Origin of the sequence: Neisseria chenwenguii (assembly GCF_002216145.1) — a bacterium.
In the GTDB taxonomy this organism is placed as follows: domain Bacteria; phylum Pseudomonadota; class Gammaproteobacteria; order Burkholderiales; family Neisseriaceae; genus Neisseria; species Neisseria chenwenguii.
The window spans coordinates 1868867-1886752 of record NZ_CP022278.1 but is presented as its reverse complement, the minus strand read 5'-3'; the positions used below and the strand labels follow the sequence as shown (position 1 = coordinate 1886752).

Annotated in this window: 17 protein-coding genes; 3 read left to right on the top strand and 14 right to left on the bottom strand. The window is 55.4% G+C overall.

Translation table 11 applies throughout. The features are described from left to right. The first annotated feature begins 159 nt into the window (after positions 1–159). The gene (ppsR, locus tag BG910_RS09265) at positions 160–981 is read left to right on the top strand and encodes a posphoenolpyruvate synthetase regulatory kinase/phosphorylase PpsR (protein ID WP_089037221.1); all 822 of its coding nucleotides are present in this window, start codon (positions 160–162) and stop codon (positions 979–981) included. 204 nt (positions 982–1185) lie between these two features. Here ppsR and BG910_RS09260 read toward each other — a convergent pair whose 3' ends face one another. Together BG910_RS09260 and BG910_RS09255 are read right to left on the bottom strand one after the other, a co-directional pair. Next, positions 1186–1698: a LysR substrate-binding domain-containing protein gene (locus tag BG910_RS09260; protein WP_157694064.1), complete on the bottom strand. Its 513-nt coding sequence runs from the start codon at positions 1696–1698 to the stop codon at positions 1186–1188. A gap of 264 nt (positions 1699–1962) precedes the next feature. Next, complete coding sequence (locus BG910_RS09255) at positions 1963–2511, bottom strand: NAD(P)H-dependent oxidoreductase (protein ID WP_089036587.1); 549 nt, start codon at positions 2509–2511, stop codon at positions 1963–1965. An 85-nt stretch (positions 2512–2596) separates the two neighbouring features. Between BG910_RS09255 and BG910_RS09250 the strand changes: the two genes are divergently transcribed. Both BG910_RS09250 and BG910_RS13080 read left to right on the top strand, forming a co-directional pair. Continuing rightward, complete coding sequence (locus BG910_RS09250; RefSeq protein ID WP_089036586.1) at positions 2597–2974, top strand: winged helix-turn-helix transcriptional regulator; 378 nt, start codon at positions 2597–2599, stop codon at positions 2972–2974. A gap of 46 nt (positions 2975–3020) precedes the next feature. Beyond that, the gene (locus BG910_RS13080; protein ID WP_198344782.1) at positions 3021–3326 is read left to right on the top strand and encodes an NAD(P)H-dependent oxidoreductase; all 306 of its coding nucleotides are present in this window, start codon (positions 3021–3023) and stop codon (positions 3324–3326) included. Positions 3327–3659: 333 nt separating this feature from the next. Here the strand turns inward: BG910_RS13080 and BG910_RS09240 are convergent, their stop codons facing one another. From BG910_RS09240 to BG910_RS09185, 12 genes are all read right to left on the bottom strand, one after another. Then, positions 3660–4679, bottom strand: a complete 1020-nt coding sequence (locus BG910_RS09240) for an FAD:protein FMN transferase (RefSeq protein WP_089036585.1) — start codon at positions 4677–4679, stop codon at positions 3660–3662. 496 nt (positions 4680–5175) lie between these two features. Further along, positions 5176–5805: a glutathione S-transferase family protein gene (locus tag BG910_RS09235; protein ID WP_089036584.1), complete on the bottom strand. Its 630-nt coding sequence runs from the start codon at positions 5803–5805 to the stop codon at positions 5176–5178. A gap of 113 nt (positions 5806–5918) precedes the next feature. Continuing rightward, positions 5919–6539, bottom strand: coding sequence for a helix-turn-helix transcriptional regulator (locus tag BG910_RS09230; RefSeq protein ID WP_198344781.1), 621 nt, complete (start codon positions 6537–6539; stop codon positions 5919–5921). Positions 6540–6788: 249 nt separating this feature from the next. Continuing rightward, positions 6789–7004, bottom strand: coding sequence for a hypothetical protein (locus BG910_RS09225; RefSeq protein WP_089036582.1), 216 nt, complete (start codon positions 7002–7004; stop codon positions 6789–6791). 406 nt (positions 7005–7410) lie between these two features. Further along, complete coding sequence (locus tag BG910_RS09220; RefSeq protein ID WP_089036581.1) at positions 7411–7908, bottom strand: nitrous oxide reductase accessory protein NosL; 498 nt, start codon at positions 7906–7908, stop codon at positions 7411–7413. Next, entirely contained in the window at positions 7905–8735 is an 831-nt protein-coding gene (locus BG910_RS09215; RefSeq protein WP_089036580.1) for an ABC transporter permease, read from the bottom strand. The genes BG910_RS09220 and BG910_RS09215 overlap by 4 nt, the downstream gene beginning before the upstream one ends. A gap of 198 nt (positions 8736–8933) precedes the next feature. Next, positions 8934–9863 carry an ABC transporter ATP-binding protein gene (locus tag BG910_RS09210; protein ID WP_089036579.1) on the bottom strand — a complete coding sequence of 310 codons (930 nt, stop codon included), beginning with the start codon at positions 9861–9863 and terminating at the stop codon, positions 8934–8936. 300 nt (positions 9864–10163) lie between these two features. Then, complete coding sequence (locus tag BG910_RS09205; RefSeq protein ID WP_089037220.1) at positions 10164–11516, bottom strand: nitrous oxide reductase family maturation protein NosD; 1353 nt, start codon at positions 11514–11516, stop codon at positions 10164–10166. 151 nt (positions 11517–11667) lie between these two features. Then, positions 11668–13638: a TAT-dependent nitrous-oxide reductase gene (gene nosZ / locus BG910_RS09200; RefSeq protein WP_089036578.1), complete on the bottom strand. Its 1971-nt coding sequence runs from the start codon at positions 13636–13638 to the stop codon at positions 11668–11670. Positions 13639–13718: 80 nt separating this feature from the next. Further along, entirely contained in the window at positions 13719–15986 is a 2268-nt protein-coding gene (locus tag BG910_RS09195; protein ID WP_089037219.1) for a NosR/NirI family protein, read from the bottom strand. 469 nt (positions 15987–16455) lie between these two features. Then, a complete protein-coding gene (gene ilvC, locus BG910_RS09190; protein ID WP_089037218.1) occupies positions 16456–17469 on the bottom strand; it encodes a ketol-acid reductoisomerase in 1014 nt (337 codons plus the stop codon). 105 nt (positions 17470–17574) lie between these two features. Next, positions 17575–17874, bottom strand: a complete 300-nt coding sequence (locus BG910_RS09185; protein ID WP_089036577.1) for a putative quinol monooxygenase — start codon at positions 17872–17874, stop codon at positions 17575–17577. Between the last annotated feature and the right edge of the window lie 12 nt (positions 17875–17886).

Sequence of the window (17886 nt, the reverse complement as noted above, 5' to 3'; positions counted from 1 at the left end):
TTAGCATAAAATTTCAAAAAATTTAAAAATACTTCCGATAAAGCAATATTTTCAGACAACCGTTTTCCCTGTAATTATTTGTAATCTGTGTTTCCGCGCTTTATCGCCGCGTTTTCTCTTGTTATGATGCCGCATTCCGTCAACCCGAAAGAACCCCTCATGTCCACATCCCGCCACATCTTCTACATCTCCGACCGCACCGGTCTGACCGCCGAAAACATCGGTGAAGCCCTGCTCAACCAGTTCGGCCATCTGAAATTCAAACGCTTCACCCTCCCCTTTATCAATACGGTCGAAAAAGCCCGCACCGTCGTTGCCGAAGTCAACCGTTCCGCCGAGCAGGAAGGGCAACGCCCCATCGCCTTCGTCAGCGTCGTCGATGACGAAATCCGCAGCATCATCAAAGAAGCAAACGCCTTTCAAATCAACTTTTTCGACACCTTCCTCGATGTCTTGGCCAAAGAACTCAACGCCGAGGCCAAACAGGCCGAACAAGGCCACCACAGCATCGGCAACACCCAACGCTACGACGCGCGCATGGAAGCCGTCAACTTCTCGCTCAACCACGACGACGGCATCAGCGACAAAAACCTGCAAGAAGCCGACGTGATTCTGATGGGCGTTTCCCGCTCGGGGAAAACCCCGACCTGCCTGTATCTCGCGCTGCAATACGGCATCCGCGCCGCCAACTACCCGCTGATTCCCGACGACCTCGAATCCACCGACCTGCCGCGTATGCTCAAGCCCTATAAAGACAAAATCTTCGGCCTGACCATCCAACCCGAGCGCCTGCAAGCCATCCGCCAAGAGCGCCGCCCCAACTCGTCTTACGCCAAAATCGACACCTGCCGCAGCGAAATCGCCGACGCGCAGGCCATGTTCAAACGCCACGGCATTCCGTTTACCAATACCACCGACAAATCCGTCGAGGAGCTGGCCGTCTATATTTTGCAGGCGTGCAAACTGCAACGGCGGTTTTAAGCCTGTTTCAACAAACAATGCCTGTCTGAAAAACCGTTTTTCAGACAGGCATTTTTAAATTTCAGACGGCATAAAATATTTGGGGCCATCTGAACAAGCCGTTTTCAGACGGCATCGGCGGTTGCCGGTCGGATTCTCGAATCCGGCAGCCGCCCGAATCCCAAAACCGCCGCTATCCCGCCATCCCCGCTTTAATTTTCTCCGTCAAAAATTCCGCCGCCGCCCCGACTCTCGGCACCAGCAGGGCGCGGTGGGGTATTGGAGGACGAGGCAGGCGCTGCTTTTGTGGCGCTGTTTGGACAGAACGGTTTTCAGACGGCCTGTTTTAAGGTGGGCTTGGGCGAGGTAAAGCGGCAGTTCGGCGATGCCGCAGCCGGCGAGTACGGCTTCTAGCACGGCTTCGGGTTCGGAGAAGATGAGCGCGGGGGCGGCGGGCAGGCAGGTTCGGATGCCGCCGTCTTTGCTTCGGAAATGCCACGTCATGAGTTTGTCGGTGCCGAGGCGGCGCACGATGAGGCGGTGGGCGGCGAGGCCGTCTGAAAAACAAGGGGTGTCGTGTGCGGCGAGATATCCGGGCGAAGCGGCGAGGCAGAGAGGCATTTCGGCCAGCGCCCGCGAAACCATGGCGGAATCGGCTATGCGGCCGCCGCACACGGCAAAACCGCCGGCCAAATCACTCTGTTCGACTTCGCTTTGAGCGACGGGGAAATGGCACAACTCAAAGCGCTGGACATCGGCCGCAACCTGATTTTCGACTATCAGAATCCGGCCAATGTGGAAGCGTTTTTCGACCGTTGGCTGTGAAAACAGGCCGTCTGAAAAATAGAATACCTGTCTGAAAACAGGGTTTAAAAAAATGAAAGTCGGGTATCCGTGCCCGACTTTCATTGCCCTGTTTTGCAAAGCACCAATACCGACGGTTTCAGACGGCCTTTCCGGTTTTCAAAAAGTCCCGACTTACCGACCGCAAAATTGACCGCCCTACGCTTCCAGCGTTTTCAGCAGCGCTGCCAAACGCCCCGCTTCGCGCTCAGCTGTGGCGCGGACGCTTTCTGCGCCGAAACCTGCGGCGGCGGAAGTGCCGTGGAAATAAAACGGGTCGATGTAGTTCATTTGCGCGTAATACGCGGTCTGTTCGAGGTTTTTACAGAATTCGTACACGCGGAAATGGGCGCTGCCGGTGGCGCGGTAATCGGCCTCGGGCGCGCCGACGGTGAAGCTGGCGAGAAAGTTTTTACCTTTGAGTTTGTCGCCGGCCGAACCGTAGGCAAAACCGTAGGTAAACACTTGGTCGAAATAGTGTTTCAAAATCGCGGGCATGTTGTACCAAAAAAAAGGATATTGGAAAACAACGGTTTGATGGCGGAGCAAGGCCTGCCGTTCGGCTTCGGCATCGATGCGGAAATCGGGGTAAAGTTCGGCAAGCTGTCGGATTTCGGCGTTTAAGCCGCTGTTTGCCACGGTTTCGATCACGGCTTTATTGGCCACGGAGGCATTGAAATCGGGGTGGGCGCATACGATGAGTGTCATGGGAATTCCTCGGATTGTTGAAAAGATACTGGCGATTTTATAATCCATCTCATTATTTTTGAATAACTATCTGATCGGATAGCCCATGAAGACCGAATGCACTGCCGATTTCGTCCGCTTCCGCGGCAAGATTTACCCCTGCACCGTCAGCCTCGCGGCGGATTTGGCGGGCGGGAAATGGAAAGCGGCGATTCTCTACCACTTGCAGGACGGCGAAAAACGCTTTGCCGAACTGCGGCGGCATTTGGTGTCGGTAACGGAAATGACGCTGAACCGCCAGCTCAAAAGGCTGGAGCAGGACGGCCTCATCGAGCGCGAAGCTTTCGGCGATAAGCCACCGCTGAAAGTGGTGTACCGGCTGACTGCATTCGGCCGCACGTTTATGCCCGTTTTGCAGGCGCTAACCGAATGGGGCAACGCGCTGGCGCTGACGGAGGGGCGGTTTGAGGAAAAGGCCGTCTGAAAATCTTTGCGCTACGCCCATTTCCAACCATTCAAGGAACCGCAAAATGCCTAAAAACATCCTCATCGTCTCCGGCCATCCCGACCTGCAACACGGCCCGTTTGCCAACAAAGCCGTCATGGACACGCTGGAGGCGCAGCTTCCCGAGGCGGCGGGCAACTATCTCGACCGCGCCGCGCCCGATTTCAAGTTTGACGTGCCCGCCGAACAGGAGAAGCTCATGGTAGCGGACGTCATCGTTTTGCAGTTCCCCCTGTTTTGGTACGGTGTGCCCGCGCTGATGAAAAAATGGATTGAAGACGTGTTTGTGCACGGCTTTTCGCATAGCAGCACGGTCGATAAAGTCGCGTGAAAACAACTGCTTGTCTCATTCACCAGCGGTACCACCGCCAAACTCTACCGCGAAGGCGGCCTGCAAAACTACCCCATCGAAGCCTTCCTGCCGCCGCTGAAACAGTTCGCCAACCTGACGCGGATGCAGTGGGCGGGACATACGCGGCGATGCGGCGAAAGAGACGGCGATGCCGGAACAGTCGGCAGCGCACGCGCGGCGGGTGGTGGAGAAGGTAAAGGCGCTTGAGGCCGTCTGAAAAACAGCTTTCCAAACATGAAAACAGCCCTCAAAACAAAGGCCGTCTGAAAAGCATTTCCACTTTTCAGACGGCCTTGCCGTTTTACAAAACCCCTACCCAACCGTTTCCACTTTATTCTCCCCGTCCACCAACCAAACTTTCGCGTCCTCGCCCTCTGCCGCCGTGCGGATGTCGGTTTTCGGCATCACGGAAAACGCGGTGGAAAAGGCGTCGGCAACGGCGGCAGTGGCGGCCATGACGCTGATGCTGCGGTAGCGCGGCGTGGCGAGTCCGGTGCGCGGGTCGAAGAGGTGGGTAAATTTTCCCGCTTCGTCCATCGTCGTGCCGTAGCCGCCGGAGGTGGCAAACGCCTGATTTTGCAGGGGAACGGTCAGTAAAACTTGGCTTTCGTCCTGCGGATTTTTGATGCCGACCCGCCATGTTCCGACTTTGCCGTCGTCCAAACCGCGGATTTCGCCCATATCGGCCAGTGCGCGGCGGATGCCGTTTTTTCGCAGCAGTTCGACGATTTTATCGGTGATATAGCCCTGCGCGATGCCGTTGAGCGACAAGCCCATGCCTTTTTCGGCAAAGCTGACGGCGGCATCGTCGAAGCGCACTTTGTCGAAACCGACCAGCCGCAGGGCTTTTTTCATGTCGGCTTCAGACGGCAGGGTTTCGGCCTTGGGATGCCGTCTGAAATAGTCGGCATAGAGGTTCCAGAGCGGCTGGATGCTGGGGTCGAACGCGCCTTTGGTGGCGCGGTGGATTTTGCGCGACAGGCTCAACACGGCGAGCAGGTCGGCGGGCGGGCTGTTCAGACGGCCTTCGCGGTTGAGGCGGCTGATGGCGCTGTCGTCGCGGTAGAGGCTGAAGATTTTTTCCAGCCGCAACACTTCGATCAACGCCTTTTGCGCGAGCGTTTCGGTGAAACGGCGGTCGGGATGGTAAATCCGCAACTCCGCCCCCGAACCGAGCGCAATCCCGCGCCAGATAAAGGGTTCGCCGGCGGCGGCAGTTTTTTCAGACGGCACGGGCGCATCTTTTTTACGCGTCAGGGCAAACGGCACGGCGATGCCGGTAGCGGTCAAGGCGGAAACGGCGAGGAAGCGGCGGCGGGTCAGCGGATTCATGGTGTTTTAGATTTTTCAGACGGCCTATGTTCAGGAAAGGCCGTCTGAAATTTTTTGAGTGGTGGGAACCGCGGATTTTACCGCTTTGACGGCGGTGCGGGCAGAGGCCGGTTGAAAGATTGTTGGGTTTGGTTGAACAGGCATTGGCGCGCTTCAAGCATTTTTGCCCTCTCCCACGGGGAAAGGGGACAGGTTTGCGGAACGTTGAACTTTTCAGACGGCAGACGGCGTAGGTCGGATTATTTATATCCGACGTTTTCAGACGGCTTTTTACACTCTACAGAGGTTTTCTTTTGTCGGATACGGGTGTCCGACCTACGCCGTCCGGTGCCGTCTGAAAGATTGTTTAAGTTGGTTGAAACAGGCATTGGCGCGCTTCAGGCGTCTTAGCCCTCTCCCTAACCCTCTCTCACGTGGAGAGGATACAGGTTTATGGAACGCCGGACTTTTCAGACGGCCTGAAACTTTTGCAAAGCCACAAGCCGTCTGAAACGCCCTACCCTTTTACCGCTTCCTCGGCTTCCGCTTCCTGCGCACGGACGGATGCGGGGCGGGTGTAGTGGGTTTGCAGGTATTCCATAAAGACAGGTTCGGGCGCGACGGCCTGTACGGCCTGAATCAGCCAGCCGAGCAGGCCGGTGAAATAGAGGTCAAGGGCGGTGAAGCCGTCGCCGACGATGTAGCGTCGGTTTTGCAGATGCGTGCGTAGGAGGTTAAGGTAGCTGTCGAAATCGCCGTAGCCGATGGCTTTTTTGATTTTCCGTACCGTACCCGGGAAGACGCCGTCGGTGGTAAGGCCGCGCATTTTGTCCACGGCGGCATATTCGAGGTTGACGGCGTAGCAGAGCCAATGGTAATAATCGCCGCGCTCGGGGCTTTGCGGGGCGGGAATGAGGTTTTTCTCAGGGAACTGTTCGGCCAGATAGCTGACGATGGCGGCTGTTTCGGTCAGGACATGTCCGCCGTCTTTCAGCGTGGGGACTTTGCCCAGCGGGTTGACGGCAAGGAGTGCGGATTGGTTGCTGCCGACATCGACGGCCTGATAATCGGCGCCGCATTCTTCGAGCATCCAGCGGACGATGCCGGCGCGCGACGGGGTGGTAGTGTAGAGGATGAAACGGGACATTTTTTGCTTCTGAAAGTGGTGGAAACACGGTCATGATAGCAGCCCGGCGTGTCAGAAAACGGCAGCAGGGTTTTCAGACGGCCTGAAGTGTCAAATGCCGTCTGAAAATATTCCTAAACCTCGAATCCGCTCAAATCGACACAGGTCTGCACCTGCCAGCGTTGGAACAGCAAACGGCGGGGAACGGGGTAAACGGCGCCGCTTTCAAGGCGGGAAATGCGGTCGGTGCGGAAGTGGCGGAAATCTTGGCGCAGGGTGCACCATGCGGCGAGCAGGCGGGCGTTTTCAAAATAGCCGAGCGCAACGGGCACGACGACGCGTTCGGTCCCCATACCGTTGAGGTCGCAATAATGCAGGCTCAGGCTGCGGTTTTCGCGCATGGCTTGACGTACGGCGGCGAGGACGCGGGTTTCGGCTTCGCTGCCCGACGTCTGCGGACGCAGCGGATAAAGCGCCTGATGCTGCGCGGGGTCGGCAAGGCTGTCGGGCAGAACGGCATAAACCTTTGCCAGTGCGGACTTGGCGGCATCCGCCAGCATGCTGTCGCCCTGCTGCGCGGCGCAGCGGATGCCGAAGACCAGTGCTTCGAGTTCGGCTTCGGTCAGCATCAGCGGCGGCAGTTGGAAGCCGTCTTGGTGCAACACGAAACCGACGCCCGCTTCGCTGCGGATGTCCGCCCCCTGCGCGCGCAAAGTTTCGATGTCGCGGTAGAGCGTGCGCACGCTGATGCGCAAAAAAATCTGACCAATCTGCCGCCGTCCCAATGGCTGCCGATGATTAATGTGTATTATGAGGGTATCAAATCCAGCATGACGCCGCGCCGCCAATCGGTGCGCCCGTTGTCATCGGGCATGGTATCAGGTGGTCGCCATGAGCCGCAGGGATTGCAGGACGCTATCAGTATGGCGCTGGACGGATCGGATTAACGAAAGGAAACCGCCCGACCGTGCATTACACAAGTCGGGCGGTTTCCGTTTTTATTATTATTTTTTAGACTTTAGATAATTATCTAATGCCAAAATCAATTTTTCCGCGTTGTCCTTGCCGTCAATGAGTGCCAACTTATCTTTGATGGCCTGTATTTTTGCCGCGTCCTTGTTGCGTATCTCAAGGCGGTTGGCGGCGGTAAGTGTTTTTTGATATGCGGCTGCCGATTTTTTTCTTAGCGCGCGGCTGTGGTCGGTGTTTGCGTTACTCATTTTTAAGCTCCCGTGTCGGATAAATCAACTCGTCAATGACGTTATGCAATGCGTAAAATTTGGGTGTGTGCAGTCCCTGCAAATCCCCCAATGCCTCGACAATCAAATCATGATTGCCGCTCTCGACAGCGTCTTTTAGCCGCTATTCAGCACTTCAGACAATGCGTGTGCGGAAACGGGGCGGCGGTGCCGGCGCAGATGGTGCATGAGTTGGAGCAGGCGGGCGGTTTGGGTTATGGGAATTCTCGGGTTGGGTCTGTTGTTTTGGGAGGAAAGAAAGGCCGTCTGAAAGTTTAGGCCGTTTTAAGTGAACAGGCGCAGGCACGCTTCCGGCATTTTTGCCCCCTCCCAAACCCTCTCCCGCGGGGAGGGACAGGTTTGCGGAACGCCGGGCTTTTCAGACGGCCTATTTGAAGATATACGCTTCGGGCATTTGGTCGAAGCCGACGACTTTGCCGCCCTTCTCTTTGGCGAATTTTTCGGCCTGCGCTTTGTCGGCAAACGGCAGCGCGTCTTCGGCGCCCATGCCGCCGATGAAGCCGCTTTCGATGACGTAGTAGGCTTTTTTCGCGTCTATCCATGCGGTGTCGGCGTTGGGTTTGCTCCAGTCGGTGACTTTGCCCATGTCGGTAACGTAGATGACGTGGATGCCTTTGGGTTCTTCAGGCAGTTTGGTGTAGCCGAACATTTGTTTGACGGTGGAAAACCAGACGGGTTTGTCGGGCTTGCCGTTGAGGAACACTTGGGCTTTGGGGCCGTTGTGTTCGCTGAGGTTCATGGTGCAGTAGTGGCCGACGGCGGCGTCGGTAATCTGCTGCGGCGCGGGCGGCGGGACGGTGTTTTCTTTGCTGCCGCAGGCGGCCAAAAGCAGGGCGGCGCAGAGGGCAGGGAAAAGTTTGTTCATATTTGTCTCTTTTTGAAAATCCATGCGGCCAGAAGAAGCGGCACGACCACCCACAGGGCTTGGGCAGTAAGCAATACGGGAACGCTGAGGCTGATTTGTTCGCTCAAACCAGCCATACCTGCATACATAGCGGTATTTTCATAACCCGTCAAGTTGAGCAGGCGGTAGATGTCGGCGGGGTTGAACAGTAAAACGGTTTCGACGACGGGCGCGGTGATGTTTTGCTGTGCGTCGGCAACCAAAACGCCCAGCAGCGCCATGTCGAAAATGACGACGAAAAACAGCCACACGCCGATGGCGATGCCGGCGGCGGTGCCGCGTTCTTTGACTTTGGCGCTGATGAGGTAGCCCATGGCCAGAAAGGCCGCGCCCAATACGACGCTGGCGGCAATCAGCATGGCAAACGGCGCCCACGCGGAAACGTCGATGCCGTCGCCGGCGAGCTGAAGCGCGATGCCGGCAAAACCGTAACCTGCGGTGGTGGCCATGGTGAGGATAATCAGGTGGCCGATGAATTTGCCGGCGAGAATCTGCCAGCGGGCAATCGGGTAGCTGAGCAGCAGCGCCATCGTGCCGCGTTCGATTTCGCCGATAAGCGCGTCGTAGGCAAGCAGCATGGCGATGAGCGGTATCAGGAAAATCGACAGGCTGGAGAGGCTGACGACGGTAACGGTCAGCGGATCGACCTTAACCGAACCGGTGGGCGTGCTGCCTAAAAAGCCGAGCGACAATGCCAGCGCGGCAAGCAGGATGGAGGCGGCGAGTACCCAGCGGTTGCGCAGGCTGTCGCGCACTTCTTTTCCGGTGATAATCCAAATCGGGTTCATAGGGGGCTTTCTGGCGGAGTTTCTTAATTTTTTAATCGGTAGTTTTTTTCAGACGGCAATTTTGTGTGTGGGGGGGAGGCCGTCTGAAATGTCTGGGGCTTCGCGCACTCATCCCCTCTCCCGCGGGAGAGGGATGCTTGGGTTTGAACAAATACCTCAGCCGTATGGTGGGCGTTTTCAGACGGCCTCTCCCCTGCCCTATTTGTCTTCCCGCTTCAAAAACTCGGCATACATTTCGTCCAGCGTCGGCGTATGGATGTCGAGGTATTCGAGACCGCTGAGGCTGCCGAGTTCGGCGAGCAGGTTCATACGTTCTTCGGCTTTGCATTGGGCGCGGAAGTTGAGGCCGTCTGAAGTGTCCCAGCGGTCGGACAGGGCTCGTCCGTCGCGCAGGCGGGCTTTGACGGTGAGCGGCAGGCCGCTTTGGATGTGGAGTTCGCCCATGCTGCCGTCGGCGGCTTTGACACCGTTGCGCATGACGACGATGCGGTCGGTGTGGCCGTCGAGTTCGGCGAGGGCGTGGGTGCTGAGGAGGACGGTGGCGCCTTTGCCGTTGAGTTCGCGCACGACTTCGTAAAACATCTGCCGCGAAGCGGGGTCGAGGCCGGTGGTGGGTTCGTCAAACAGTAAGACTTTGGGTTCGCCCAACAGCGCCTGCGCGAGGGCGAGGCGTTGACGCATGCCTTTGGAGTAGGTACCGACGCGGCGGCCGGCGGCTTGGAGGATGCCGACGCGCTCGAGCAGCTCTTGGTTTTTGGTCAGCGGCTGTTTTTTGAGTTTGGCGTAAAAGGCAAGGGTTTCGAGGCCGGTAAGCGAGGGGTGCAGCGCGACGGTTTCAGGCAGGTAGCCGATTTGGCTGCGCACCGGCGCACCGGCTTTGCTGCCGGTTTGTTCGCCCAACAGCATGACTTCGCCTTCGCTCGGGGTAATCAGGCCGAGGATGAGTTTGATGAGTGTGGACTTGCCGGCGCCGTTGTGGCCGGCCAGCCCGACGCTCTCGCCGGCTTTGAGCACCAGATTGACTTGGTTAACGGCCTTTTGCGCGCCAAACCGTTTGGTTACGTTTTTCAGCTCGACATGGTTGCTCATGCGGGTTCCTTGTAGGGTTTTGGGGTTTTCAGACGGCATGGTTTGCGGGTTGGGCCGCCTGAAAAAAGAGGGTCGTTTGTAAAGCGGATATTTTTTTCAGACGGCATCATTGTGTTCAAAACAAACATTCAAGCCCTTCGCAAAATCCGCTTGAATGCCGTCTGAAACGGTTAATACCCCCGCCATCGTCATTCCCGCGCAGGCGGGAATCCACACTTAAAAACGGGCAATATGCTGTTTTAAAGAAATTTTCAGGGTATCAAGCGTGGATTCCCGCCTGCGCGGAAATGACGTCGGTGAAAATTCTGGCGCTGAGCGTAGCCGAAGCGTCAGACCGCCTTACATACTCATATCCTGCCGGTCTGCCCATTGCGATTTGTGTTTGGCGGCCTGTTTGATCAGGTCGTCTTTGATTTTTTGATATTCCGGCATGGTGGCGTTTTGGTAGGGTTGCATCAGCGGGCGGCTGTCGGCGACACCGCCGGGCAGGATGGCGGGAAACTGCGACTGCGCCCATTTGATGATGGCGACGGCGGGGCTGTTGAGCAGCAGGCGGGCGACGGGAGCGCGCCAGATGATTTGGTCGGTGATGCCGTTGGGTCGGTAGGCGTTGTCGCCGAAACCGTCGCCGTCTAAATCAAACGCGCTGTTGTCGCTCCAATAATTGCCACGCCCGCTTTCGCCCCAGTCGAAAAAGCGGGTGCCGACGAATTTGACCTGATTTTCGTTGTTGACGAAAGAGTTTTCCGACAAGACCGTGCCTTCGGGGGCGGCAGTGAAGTGGATGCCGATTTTGCAGTTTTCAAAATAGTTGCGCACGACTTGGTTGTTGTTGGCGTTGTAGAAAAAGGCGCATTTTCCGGCATCATAGATGACGTTGTCGGAAATTTCCGACTGGTTGACGTAGTTAAGCATGATGCCCTGGTCGTTGCTTTTGACGGCGATGTTGCCGTGCACTTTGATGCGGTCGGAAAACATCATGGCGAACCCGATGTTGTTGCCGACGGAAATGTTGTCAGAAACTTCGCTGTCGTTGGTGTACATATAATGCACGGCGAAGCGCACGTCGGTGAAGCGGTTGTTTTTATAGGTATTAAACGCGCTGGTGTTGGAAAAAATGCCGTCGCGGCCTTTGGAAATGTCGTTGTTGATGACTTTTGCGCCGGGGGCGTTCCAGACGGCAACGGCATCGCCGCGCTCGTTGATGCGCAGTTTGTGGTCGCCGACGATGGTGTTGTTTTGCACCAGCGCATCTTTGGCGCCGTGGATGTGCACGCCGACGGAGTTTTCAAAAATATTGCTGTTTTCGACTTTGGCGCACGGGGCGGTTTCGTCAAGGAAAATACCGGCGTCCATCTCGGGCAGACTGCGGCCGGACTGGCTGACGGTCAGATTGCGCAGGGTCACGTCGGGGGCGTGCACATCGATTGTGCGCCCCGTTTTGTCGCCCTGAATTTCGGCCGAACGGTCTTTCGGCCCTTCGATGGTCAGCGGTTTGTCGATGTAGAGCTTGGTTTTGTAAACGCCGGAAGCGAGCTTGAGCGTGTCGCCCGCGCGGGCGGTTTTGACGGCTTCGGCAAGATTTTCCTGCGGCGAAACCTGAATGACTGCGGCTGAGGCCGTCTGAAACGCGGCGGCGGCCAGCGCGGCAAAAGCGGCGTTTCGGAAAAGATAGGCAAACAGTGTCGGCATAAGGTTTTGATCGTTTTTTTCAGACGGCATGGATGTGCGGATCGGATTTACCGCAAAACAGTCTGCGGCTGTTTCTCTGCAAACCACTTTGCGATAAAGGCCGTCTGAAAAATTCAGACGGCCTGTCGTTCAGATGGTCAACAAGCCCTGTTTAGCGGGGTTTGACAATCATCTGGCCTGACATTTCCATGTGCAGCGCATGGCAGAACCATTGGCAGTAATACCAGTGAACGCCCGGAAGGTCGGCTTTGAAGGTTACGGAAGCGGTGGCCTGCGGGCCGATTTCCATGGCGATGCCGTAGCCTTCCAATGTCCAGCCGTGGGTCAAGTCTTCGATGGTTTCGTTATTGGTCACATAAACGGTAACCTCGTCGCCTTGATTCACTTCAAACTGCGGCACGCTGTATGCAGGCGCAACAGCGGTCATATAGACGCGGACTTTGTTGCCTTCGCGGATGACTTTGGCGGCTTTTTCCAGCTCCACGCCGTCTTTTTTCGCCTGTTCGACGGCATCCTGCCACATCCACGGGTCTTTGCGGTCCCAAACTTTTTTCGGGTTCACTTTAGACGCCGCAACTAGGCAGAGGTCATGCGGTTCGGCAAAGGTCGGATTGTCGTGAACCAAACGCATTTCATCGCCGGAAATGTCGATCAGTTGGTCGCACTCGGGTTTCAGCGGGCCGGCGTTCAAGAAGCGGTCTTTAGAGAATTTGTTCAAAGACACCAGCCATTTGCCGTCGGCTTCTTTGGTTTCGCCCATGGTAGTGTGGTTGTGGCCGGGCTGGTAGTGAACGTCGAGTTTTTGCTTAATCGGATCGATTTTCTCGCCTTTGTAGGCTTTAATCGCATCGTCGATGTTCCATTTCACCATCTGGCTGTCGATAAACAGCGTGGTGTAGGCGTTTCCGCGGCCGTCGAATGCGGTATGCAGCGGGCCGAGACCCAGTTGCGGTTCAGCAACAACAACATCGCGCTCTTTGATTTTGCCGGCAAACAAATCATCCAGTTTGCTCACATCCAAAACGGTCACGGTCGGCGACAGTTTACCGTTAAGCATGATGTATTTGCCGTCGGGAGAGGCGTTACAGCCGTGCGGTGATTTCGGTGTCGGAATGTAGCGGGTAAAGTCGGATTTGGCTTCGGCGCGGCCGTCTAACAATTTGACGCCGTTGACTTCTTTGGCTTTGCCGGCTTTTACGGCTTCTTCAATCGCTTTCAGATTGAAGACAACACACCAGTCTTGTTCGGCAGCAGACGCGCCGGCTACGGTCAATGCGCGCTCGGAGTTGTAACAGGTTGAAAACGAGTATTTGCCTTGGTAGTCGGCGTCGCCGTTGTCCAAGTTGCCATCCACCAAAACCTGCCATGCAATTTTCATGGTTTCTCCGTCGATGGCGGTATAGACGGAATACCAAGTTTTCGGATCATTCAGCGTACCGTAATCTTTTACAGGCACAATATGTTCGCCGTTGGCAAATACATAACCGGTTTTCGGATAACGTTGCGGACGCAGGCCGTGGATACCCGAAGCATTCGGAATCTGCACGATTTTGTCGGTTTTCATCACGTCCAAGCGCACACGGCAGACGCGGTTGTTGGCTTTGTCGTTGGCGTAGGCGTATCGTCCGTCGTAAGTGCCGTCTGTAAACGACAGGTGCGGGTGATGCAGGTCGCCGTTGGGCAGGCAGCGTTGGTTGGTGGCTTTCAGATAGGCAGTTGTTTCCGGCGTATTGTTCTCATTGAGGATTTTCAGGCTTTCGTTGGTGCGTCCCCAGCCTGTTGCGCTGTCCATATTGAATACGGGAATACGCATCAGTTCGCGCATAGACGGAACACCCAACAAACGCATTTCGCCGGATTGGCCGCCTGAAAGGAAACCGTAGTATTGGTCAAGCTCGCCCGGGCCGACTTCGGAAGTCTGTTCACCCGGTTTGGCTTCGGCTTTCGCTTTGGGCGCTTCGCCTGAAGCACCTGAAGCAGCGGCCGGTTTACCACCCTCGTTTTTCGAGCAGCCCGCCAAGCCTAACAGGCCGGCACCGGCAATGCCCGCACCCGATGCGGCGGCCGTACCCAGAAACGAACGGCGGCTCAGGCCGTTTTGTTCTAATTTTTCGTCTGACATAATAAAACTCCTTGGAGATGAATTTGGTATTGGTCTTTTCAGACGGCCTACCGTTTGGGATTGAAAACCAATGGATTGGATTACTTGTCTGCTTGGGCGGGTTTGACAAAATGCACAACCTGCTCCTGCGCCGCGGCTGTTTCGCCACCTCCGTCTTTCGCCGCTGCCTGACGGCGTTTTTTCTTCAAATCGGCCACAACCTGCGGACAACGGGTTTCGTGATGGTACATCACTTGGCAATGCAGACATTGGATACATTCGTTCGGATGGATGTCGCCTTCGTGCGCAATCGCCTGAACGGGGCATTCGTGGGTACAAATCTGGCAAGGATTGCCGCACATTTTATAACGGCGCAGCCAGTCGAAAATGCGGAAACGCCCCGGAATCGCAATCGCCGCGCCCAGCGGACAGAGATAGCGGCAGAAGAAGCGTTCGACAAACAGGCCGGCAACCAACAGCGCAACGGCAAAGGCGACAAACCACCATTCGCGGACAAATTTCAGAATAATCGCGGTTTTAAACGGCTCGACTTCGGCGAAATGTTCGGCCAAACCCAAGTCGTAGAGCGAAATTCCTAAAAGTCCGAAGAAAATCAGATATTTGACCGCTGACAAGCGGGTGTGCAGCATATGCGGCACGGTAATCTGTTTCACGCCCAGTTTTTTGGCGATGCTGTTGGTCAGTTCCTGCAACGCGCCAAACGGGCAGAGCCAGCCGCAGAATACGCCTCTGTTCCACAACAGCATGGTCGCCGCGGTAAACAGCCACAGGATAAACACCAGCGGATCCATCAGGAAAAATTCCCAGTGGAAATCGGTCAGGATGGCGGAAAACAGCGTCAGCGTATTCACCACCGAAAGTTGTGCCTGCGCGTAAAAGCCGATATAAAACAGCGTAAAGGTCAAAAATACGATGCGGAAGCGGTCGTACCATTTTTCATAGCGCACCACCCAGTCTTGAAACAGGAAAATCAGCAGCAGAATGGAAAGTGCAATGCCGACCACGATAATCTGGCCTTGTTTGGCCTTCCAAATCTGTTTCCAAAGCTGCGCCGATTCGCCGTCGCGGCTGGCGGCATCGGCAATGCCCGCGGTTTGGGCGGCTGCGCCTTTGGCCTCATCGGCAGCAGGCGCCGGCGCTTCGACAGGCTCGGTAATCGTGACCGGTTCGGCTTTCGGGTCGTCAACGTAATAGCCTTTGGGCAATTCGTAATCCAAATCGGCTGTAACAAACGCTTTGTCGCTGACGCTCAACACACGCTGAATCATTAATTGCACGCGCCAAGGTTCGGCTGCGTCAAATTCTACGCCGTTGGGAATAGTAAACCAAGAAACTTCTTTAAACGCAGGCGCGCCCTCTGCCGCCAGCGCCACCACGCGCTCGTGTTGCGTATCGGTAAAGCGGAACGTGGTTTCGCCCTGAATCATTTCGATACGGTCGAAAATCCCACCGCGCACATAACCCGAACCTTTCCACGAATAATGGCCTTCGCCGGCAATTAAGACGGCCTGCCGACCGGGTTGCAGACGGTTTTGCAGATTCTGCCAACCCGCTTCGCCCAGCAGGCTTTTACCGATAGAAGGCTGACTTACCAGCGCCACATACATATCGATAAAGGTTTCATCAGGCTCACCCGGCTCGGGATGGTCGGCCGAACCGGCTTTGCCGTTTTGTTTGAACAATTTGTTTACATCGGCAACCGTCATGTGCAGCTTGGCAACCGCTTTTTGCTCCAAGAGCGCGTTCCACGACTGAACATCCTGTTTTTCCAGGTTGACCGCACGGCGCGGACGGGTTTTCACTTCCGGCGCCGCTTGGGCTGCCGCACCTGACACTGCTTTGTCTCCCGCCGCCGAGGCTGCGCCGGCTGTGGCTTCAGCCGTGCCCAGTTTGTATTGATGGGCAACGGCTTTAACCGACCGCTGCATACTGTCGTTAATCACCATCAGCGTCACGGTTGCGCCGCTGATAATATCCGCCGGCGCAACGCCGGGTTTGGGCGGATCTTTCAGAAAATTCAAGCCCACATAGTTGGAAATAAATTTATCCACGCGCGATTGGGGGATACCGATCAACATAATCGGTTCGTTGTGCGCCACCAGTTTGGCGCCGGCAATTTTACCGTCGTTGGCCAGCGCCACCATTGTATCAATGGGTTTGCTCGAATAACCGCGCGTACTGACCACATCGGTCGTGATATAAACCAAACCGACCTGTTCCTGCCCTTTGAACACGCGGGCAACCATAGGCTTGCCCTCGGGCTTGCCATAGCGGTCTGCGCCCGGGAAAATTTCAGACGGCTTAACCTTTTGGAGAAATTCCGGCAAACGTTCTGCCGATGCGGGCAGACTGAATGTCAGTAAGAAAAGCGCTGTTGCCAAAACAGCGGCTATTCGCAAGAAAAATCCTTTTCCCGCGCCTTTTATTTCTGAAACGGACATGATGATTCCCGTTATACCGATACTCGAATATTCGTATTATATGAATCTACAAATGCCTGTAATTTGATGAAAGTCAAATTTACAAATCTTGAAAATCAACTTTATACGCTATAACTAGTTCCTTATAACTAAACACAACGCGTTAATCGCTATAAATATAAGCAACACGATTGCACAAAATTATCGGATCAATTCTACTCTGACAAGTTAAAGCATAATTTAAAACGAATATTTAGATAAAGAACTCCAAATACCTACCATCACTTTTTTCAGACGGCCTGAGACTGTTATTAAAAAACTAAAAGGCCGTCTGAAAACTCTGCTTGCGATGCGTTTAGAGTTTTCAGACGGCCTCTAGGATTTGCTTCGGCCTGATTTAGTTTTTGTCCAAGTCAACCAGTTTGTTTTTCGCAATCCACGGCATCATGCTGCGCAGCTGTGCGCCGACTTTTTCGATTTGGTGTTCGGCGTTCAGACGGCGGCGAGCGGTCATGCTCGGGTAGTTGGTGTTACCCTCTTGGATGAACATTTTCGCGTATTCGCCGGTTTGGATGCGTTTGAGCGCATTGCGCATGGCCTCGCGGGACTGGCTGTTGATGACTTCCACGCCGGTAACGTATTCGCCGTATTCCGCGTTGTTGGAAATCGAGTAATTCATGTTGGCGATACCGCCTTCGTAAATCAGGTCAACAATCAGCTTCATTTCGTGCAAGCACTCAAAGTACGCCATTTCGGGCGCGTAGCCTGCTTCGGTCAGTGTTTCAAAGCCGGTTTTGATCAGCTCGACCACGCCGCCGCACAATACGGCTTGTTCGCCGAACAGGTCGGTTTCGGTTTCTTCGCGGAAGTTGGTTTCGATTACGCCGCCTTTGGTACCGCCGTTGGCTGCGGCATAAGACAGGGCGATGTCGCGGGCTTTGCCGCTTTGGTCTTGGTAAACGGCGATGAGCGAGGGCACGCCGCCGCCTTTGAGGTATTCGCTGCGCACGGTGTGGCCGGGGCCTTTGGGCGCAACCATAATCACGTCAACGTCTTTAGACGGCACGATTTGGTTGTAGTGGATGTTGAAGCCGTGGGCAAACGCCAATACCGCACCTGCTTTCAGGTTGTCATGGATTTCGGCTTTGTAAACGGCAGGCATGGTTTCGTCGGGCAGCAGAATCATCACTACGTCGGCGGCTTTGGTCGCTTCGGCAACGGTTTTTACCACATGGCCGGCGGCTTCGGCTTTTTTCCAAGAACCGCCCTGACGCAGACCGATCACCACGTTTACGCCGGAATCTTTCAGGTTGGCGGCGTGTGCGTGGCCTTGCGAACCGTAACCGATAATGGCAACGGTTTTACCTTTGATCAGAGACAGGTCGGCGTCTTTATCGTAATAAACTTGCATTGTTTTTCCTTTGAAAATAAAAGATTGGTTGGAAGCTGAAAACCGCACCCGCGTATTTCAGGCCGTCTGAAAACGGTTTCCAAACAGCGGCGGGCGCAGCTTGAATCAGTCGGAGTTTTCCGAAACGTCGCGCATCACGATGATGTCGAGTACATCGGTTTTGCCCTCGATGGCGTCGACGAAAGCCTGAAAATGCGCACTGGCGTTGTGTTCGTCAACGGCGGCTTGGTCGCGCCAATTTTCAAAAAATACAAAACGGTTTTCGTTTTGCAGATCTTGGTGCAAATCGTAACGGATGTTGCCTGCTTCGCGGCGGCTGGCCGGAATCAGCGCTTGGAACACCTCTTGCAGCTCTTGGCGGCATTCGGGTTTGACGGTGATGACAGCAGTAATTTTAATACTCATTGCAAATCCTTC

What these genes read in the sequence shown, in the direction of transcription:
- ppsR (WP_089037221.1), top strand. Translation starts at nt 160, where the DNA reads ATGTCCACATCCCGCCACATCTTCTACATCTCCGACCGCACCGGTCTG.
- BG910_RS09255 (WP_089036587.1), bottom strand. Translation starts at nt 2,511, where the DNA reads ATGACACTCATCGTATGCGCCCACCCCGATTTCAATGCCTCCGTGGCC.
- BG910_RS09250 (WP_089036586.1), top strand. Translation starts at nt 2,597, where the DNA reads ATGAAGACCGAATGCACTGCCGATTTCGTCCGCTTCCGCGGCAAGATT.
- BG910_RS13080 (WP_198344782.1), top strand. Translation starts at nt 3,021, where the DNA reads ATGCCTAAAAACATCCTCATCGTCTCCGGCCATCCCGACCTGCAACAC.
- BG910_RS09240 (WP_089036585.1), bottom strand. Translation starts at nt 4,679, where the DNA reads ATGAATCCGCTGACCCGCCGCCGCTTCCTCGCCGTTTCCGCCTTGACC.
- BG910_RS09235 (WP_089036584.1), bottom strand. Translation starts at nt 5,805, where the DNA reads ATGTCCCGTTTCATCCTCTACACTACCACCCCGTCGCGCGCCGGCATC.
- BG910_RS09225 (WP_089036582.1), bottom strand. Translation starts at nt 7,004, where the DNA reads ATGAGTAACGCAAACACCGACCACAGCCGCGCGCTAAGAAAAAAATCG.
- BG910_RS09220 (WP_089036581.1), bottom strand. Translation starts at nt 7,908, where the DNA reads ATGAACAAACTTTTCCCTGCCCTCTGCGCCGCCCTGCTTTTGGCCGCC.
- BG910_RS09215 (WP_089036580.1), bottom strand. Translation starts at nt 8,735, where the DNA reads ATGAACCCGATTTGGATTATCACCGGAAAAGAAGTGCGCGACAGCCTG.
- BG910_RS09210 (WP_089036579.1), bottom strand. Translation starts at nt 9,863, where the DNA reads ATGCCGTCTGAAAACCCCAAAACCCTACAAGGAACCCGCATGAGCAAC.
- BG910_RS09205 (WP_089037220.1), bottom strand. Translation starts at nt 11,516, where the DNA reads ATGCCGACACTGTTTGCCTATCTTTTCCGAAACGCCGCTTTTGCCGCG.
- nosZ (WP_089036578.1), bottom strand. Translation starts at nt 13,638, where the DNA reads ATGTCAGACGAAAAATTAGAACAAAACGGCCTGAGCCGCCGTTCGTTT.
- ilvC (WP_089037218.1), bottom strand. Translation starts at nt 17,469, where the DNA reads ATGCAAGTTTATTACGATAAAGACGCCGACCTGTCTCTGATCAAAGGT.
- BG910_RS09185 (WP_089036577.1), bottom strand. Translation starts at nt 17,874, where the DNA reads ATGAGTATTAAAATTACTGCTGTCATCACCGTCAAACCCGAATGCCGC.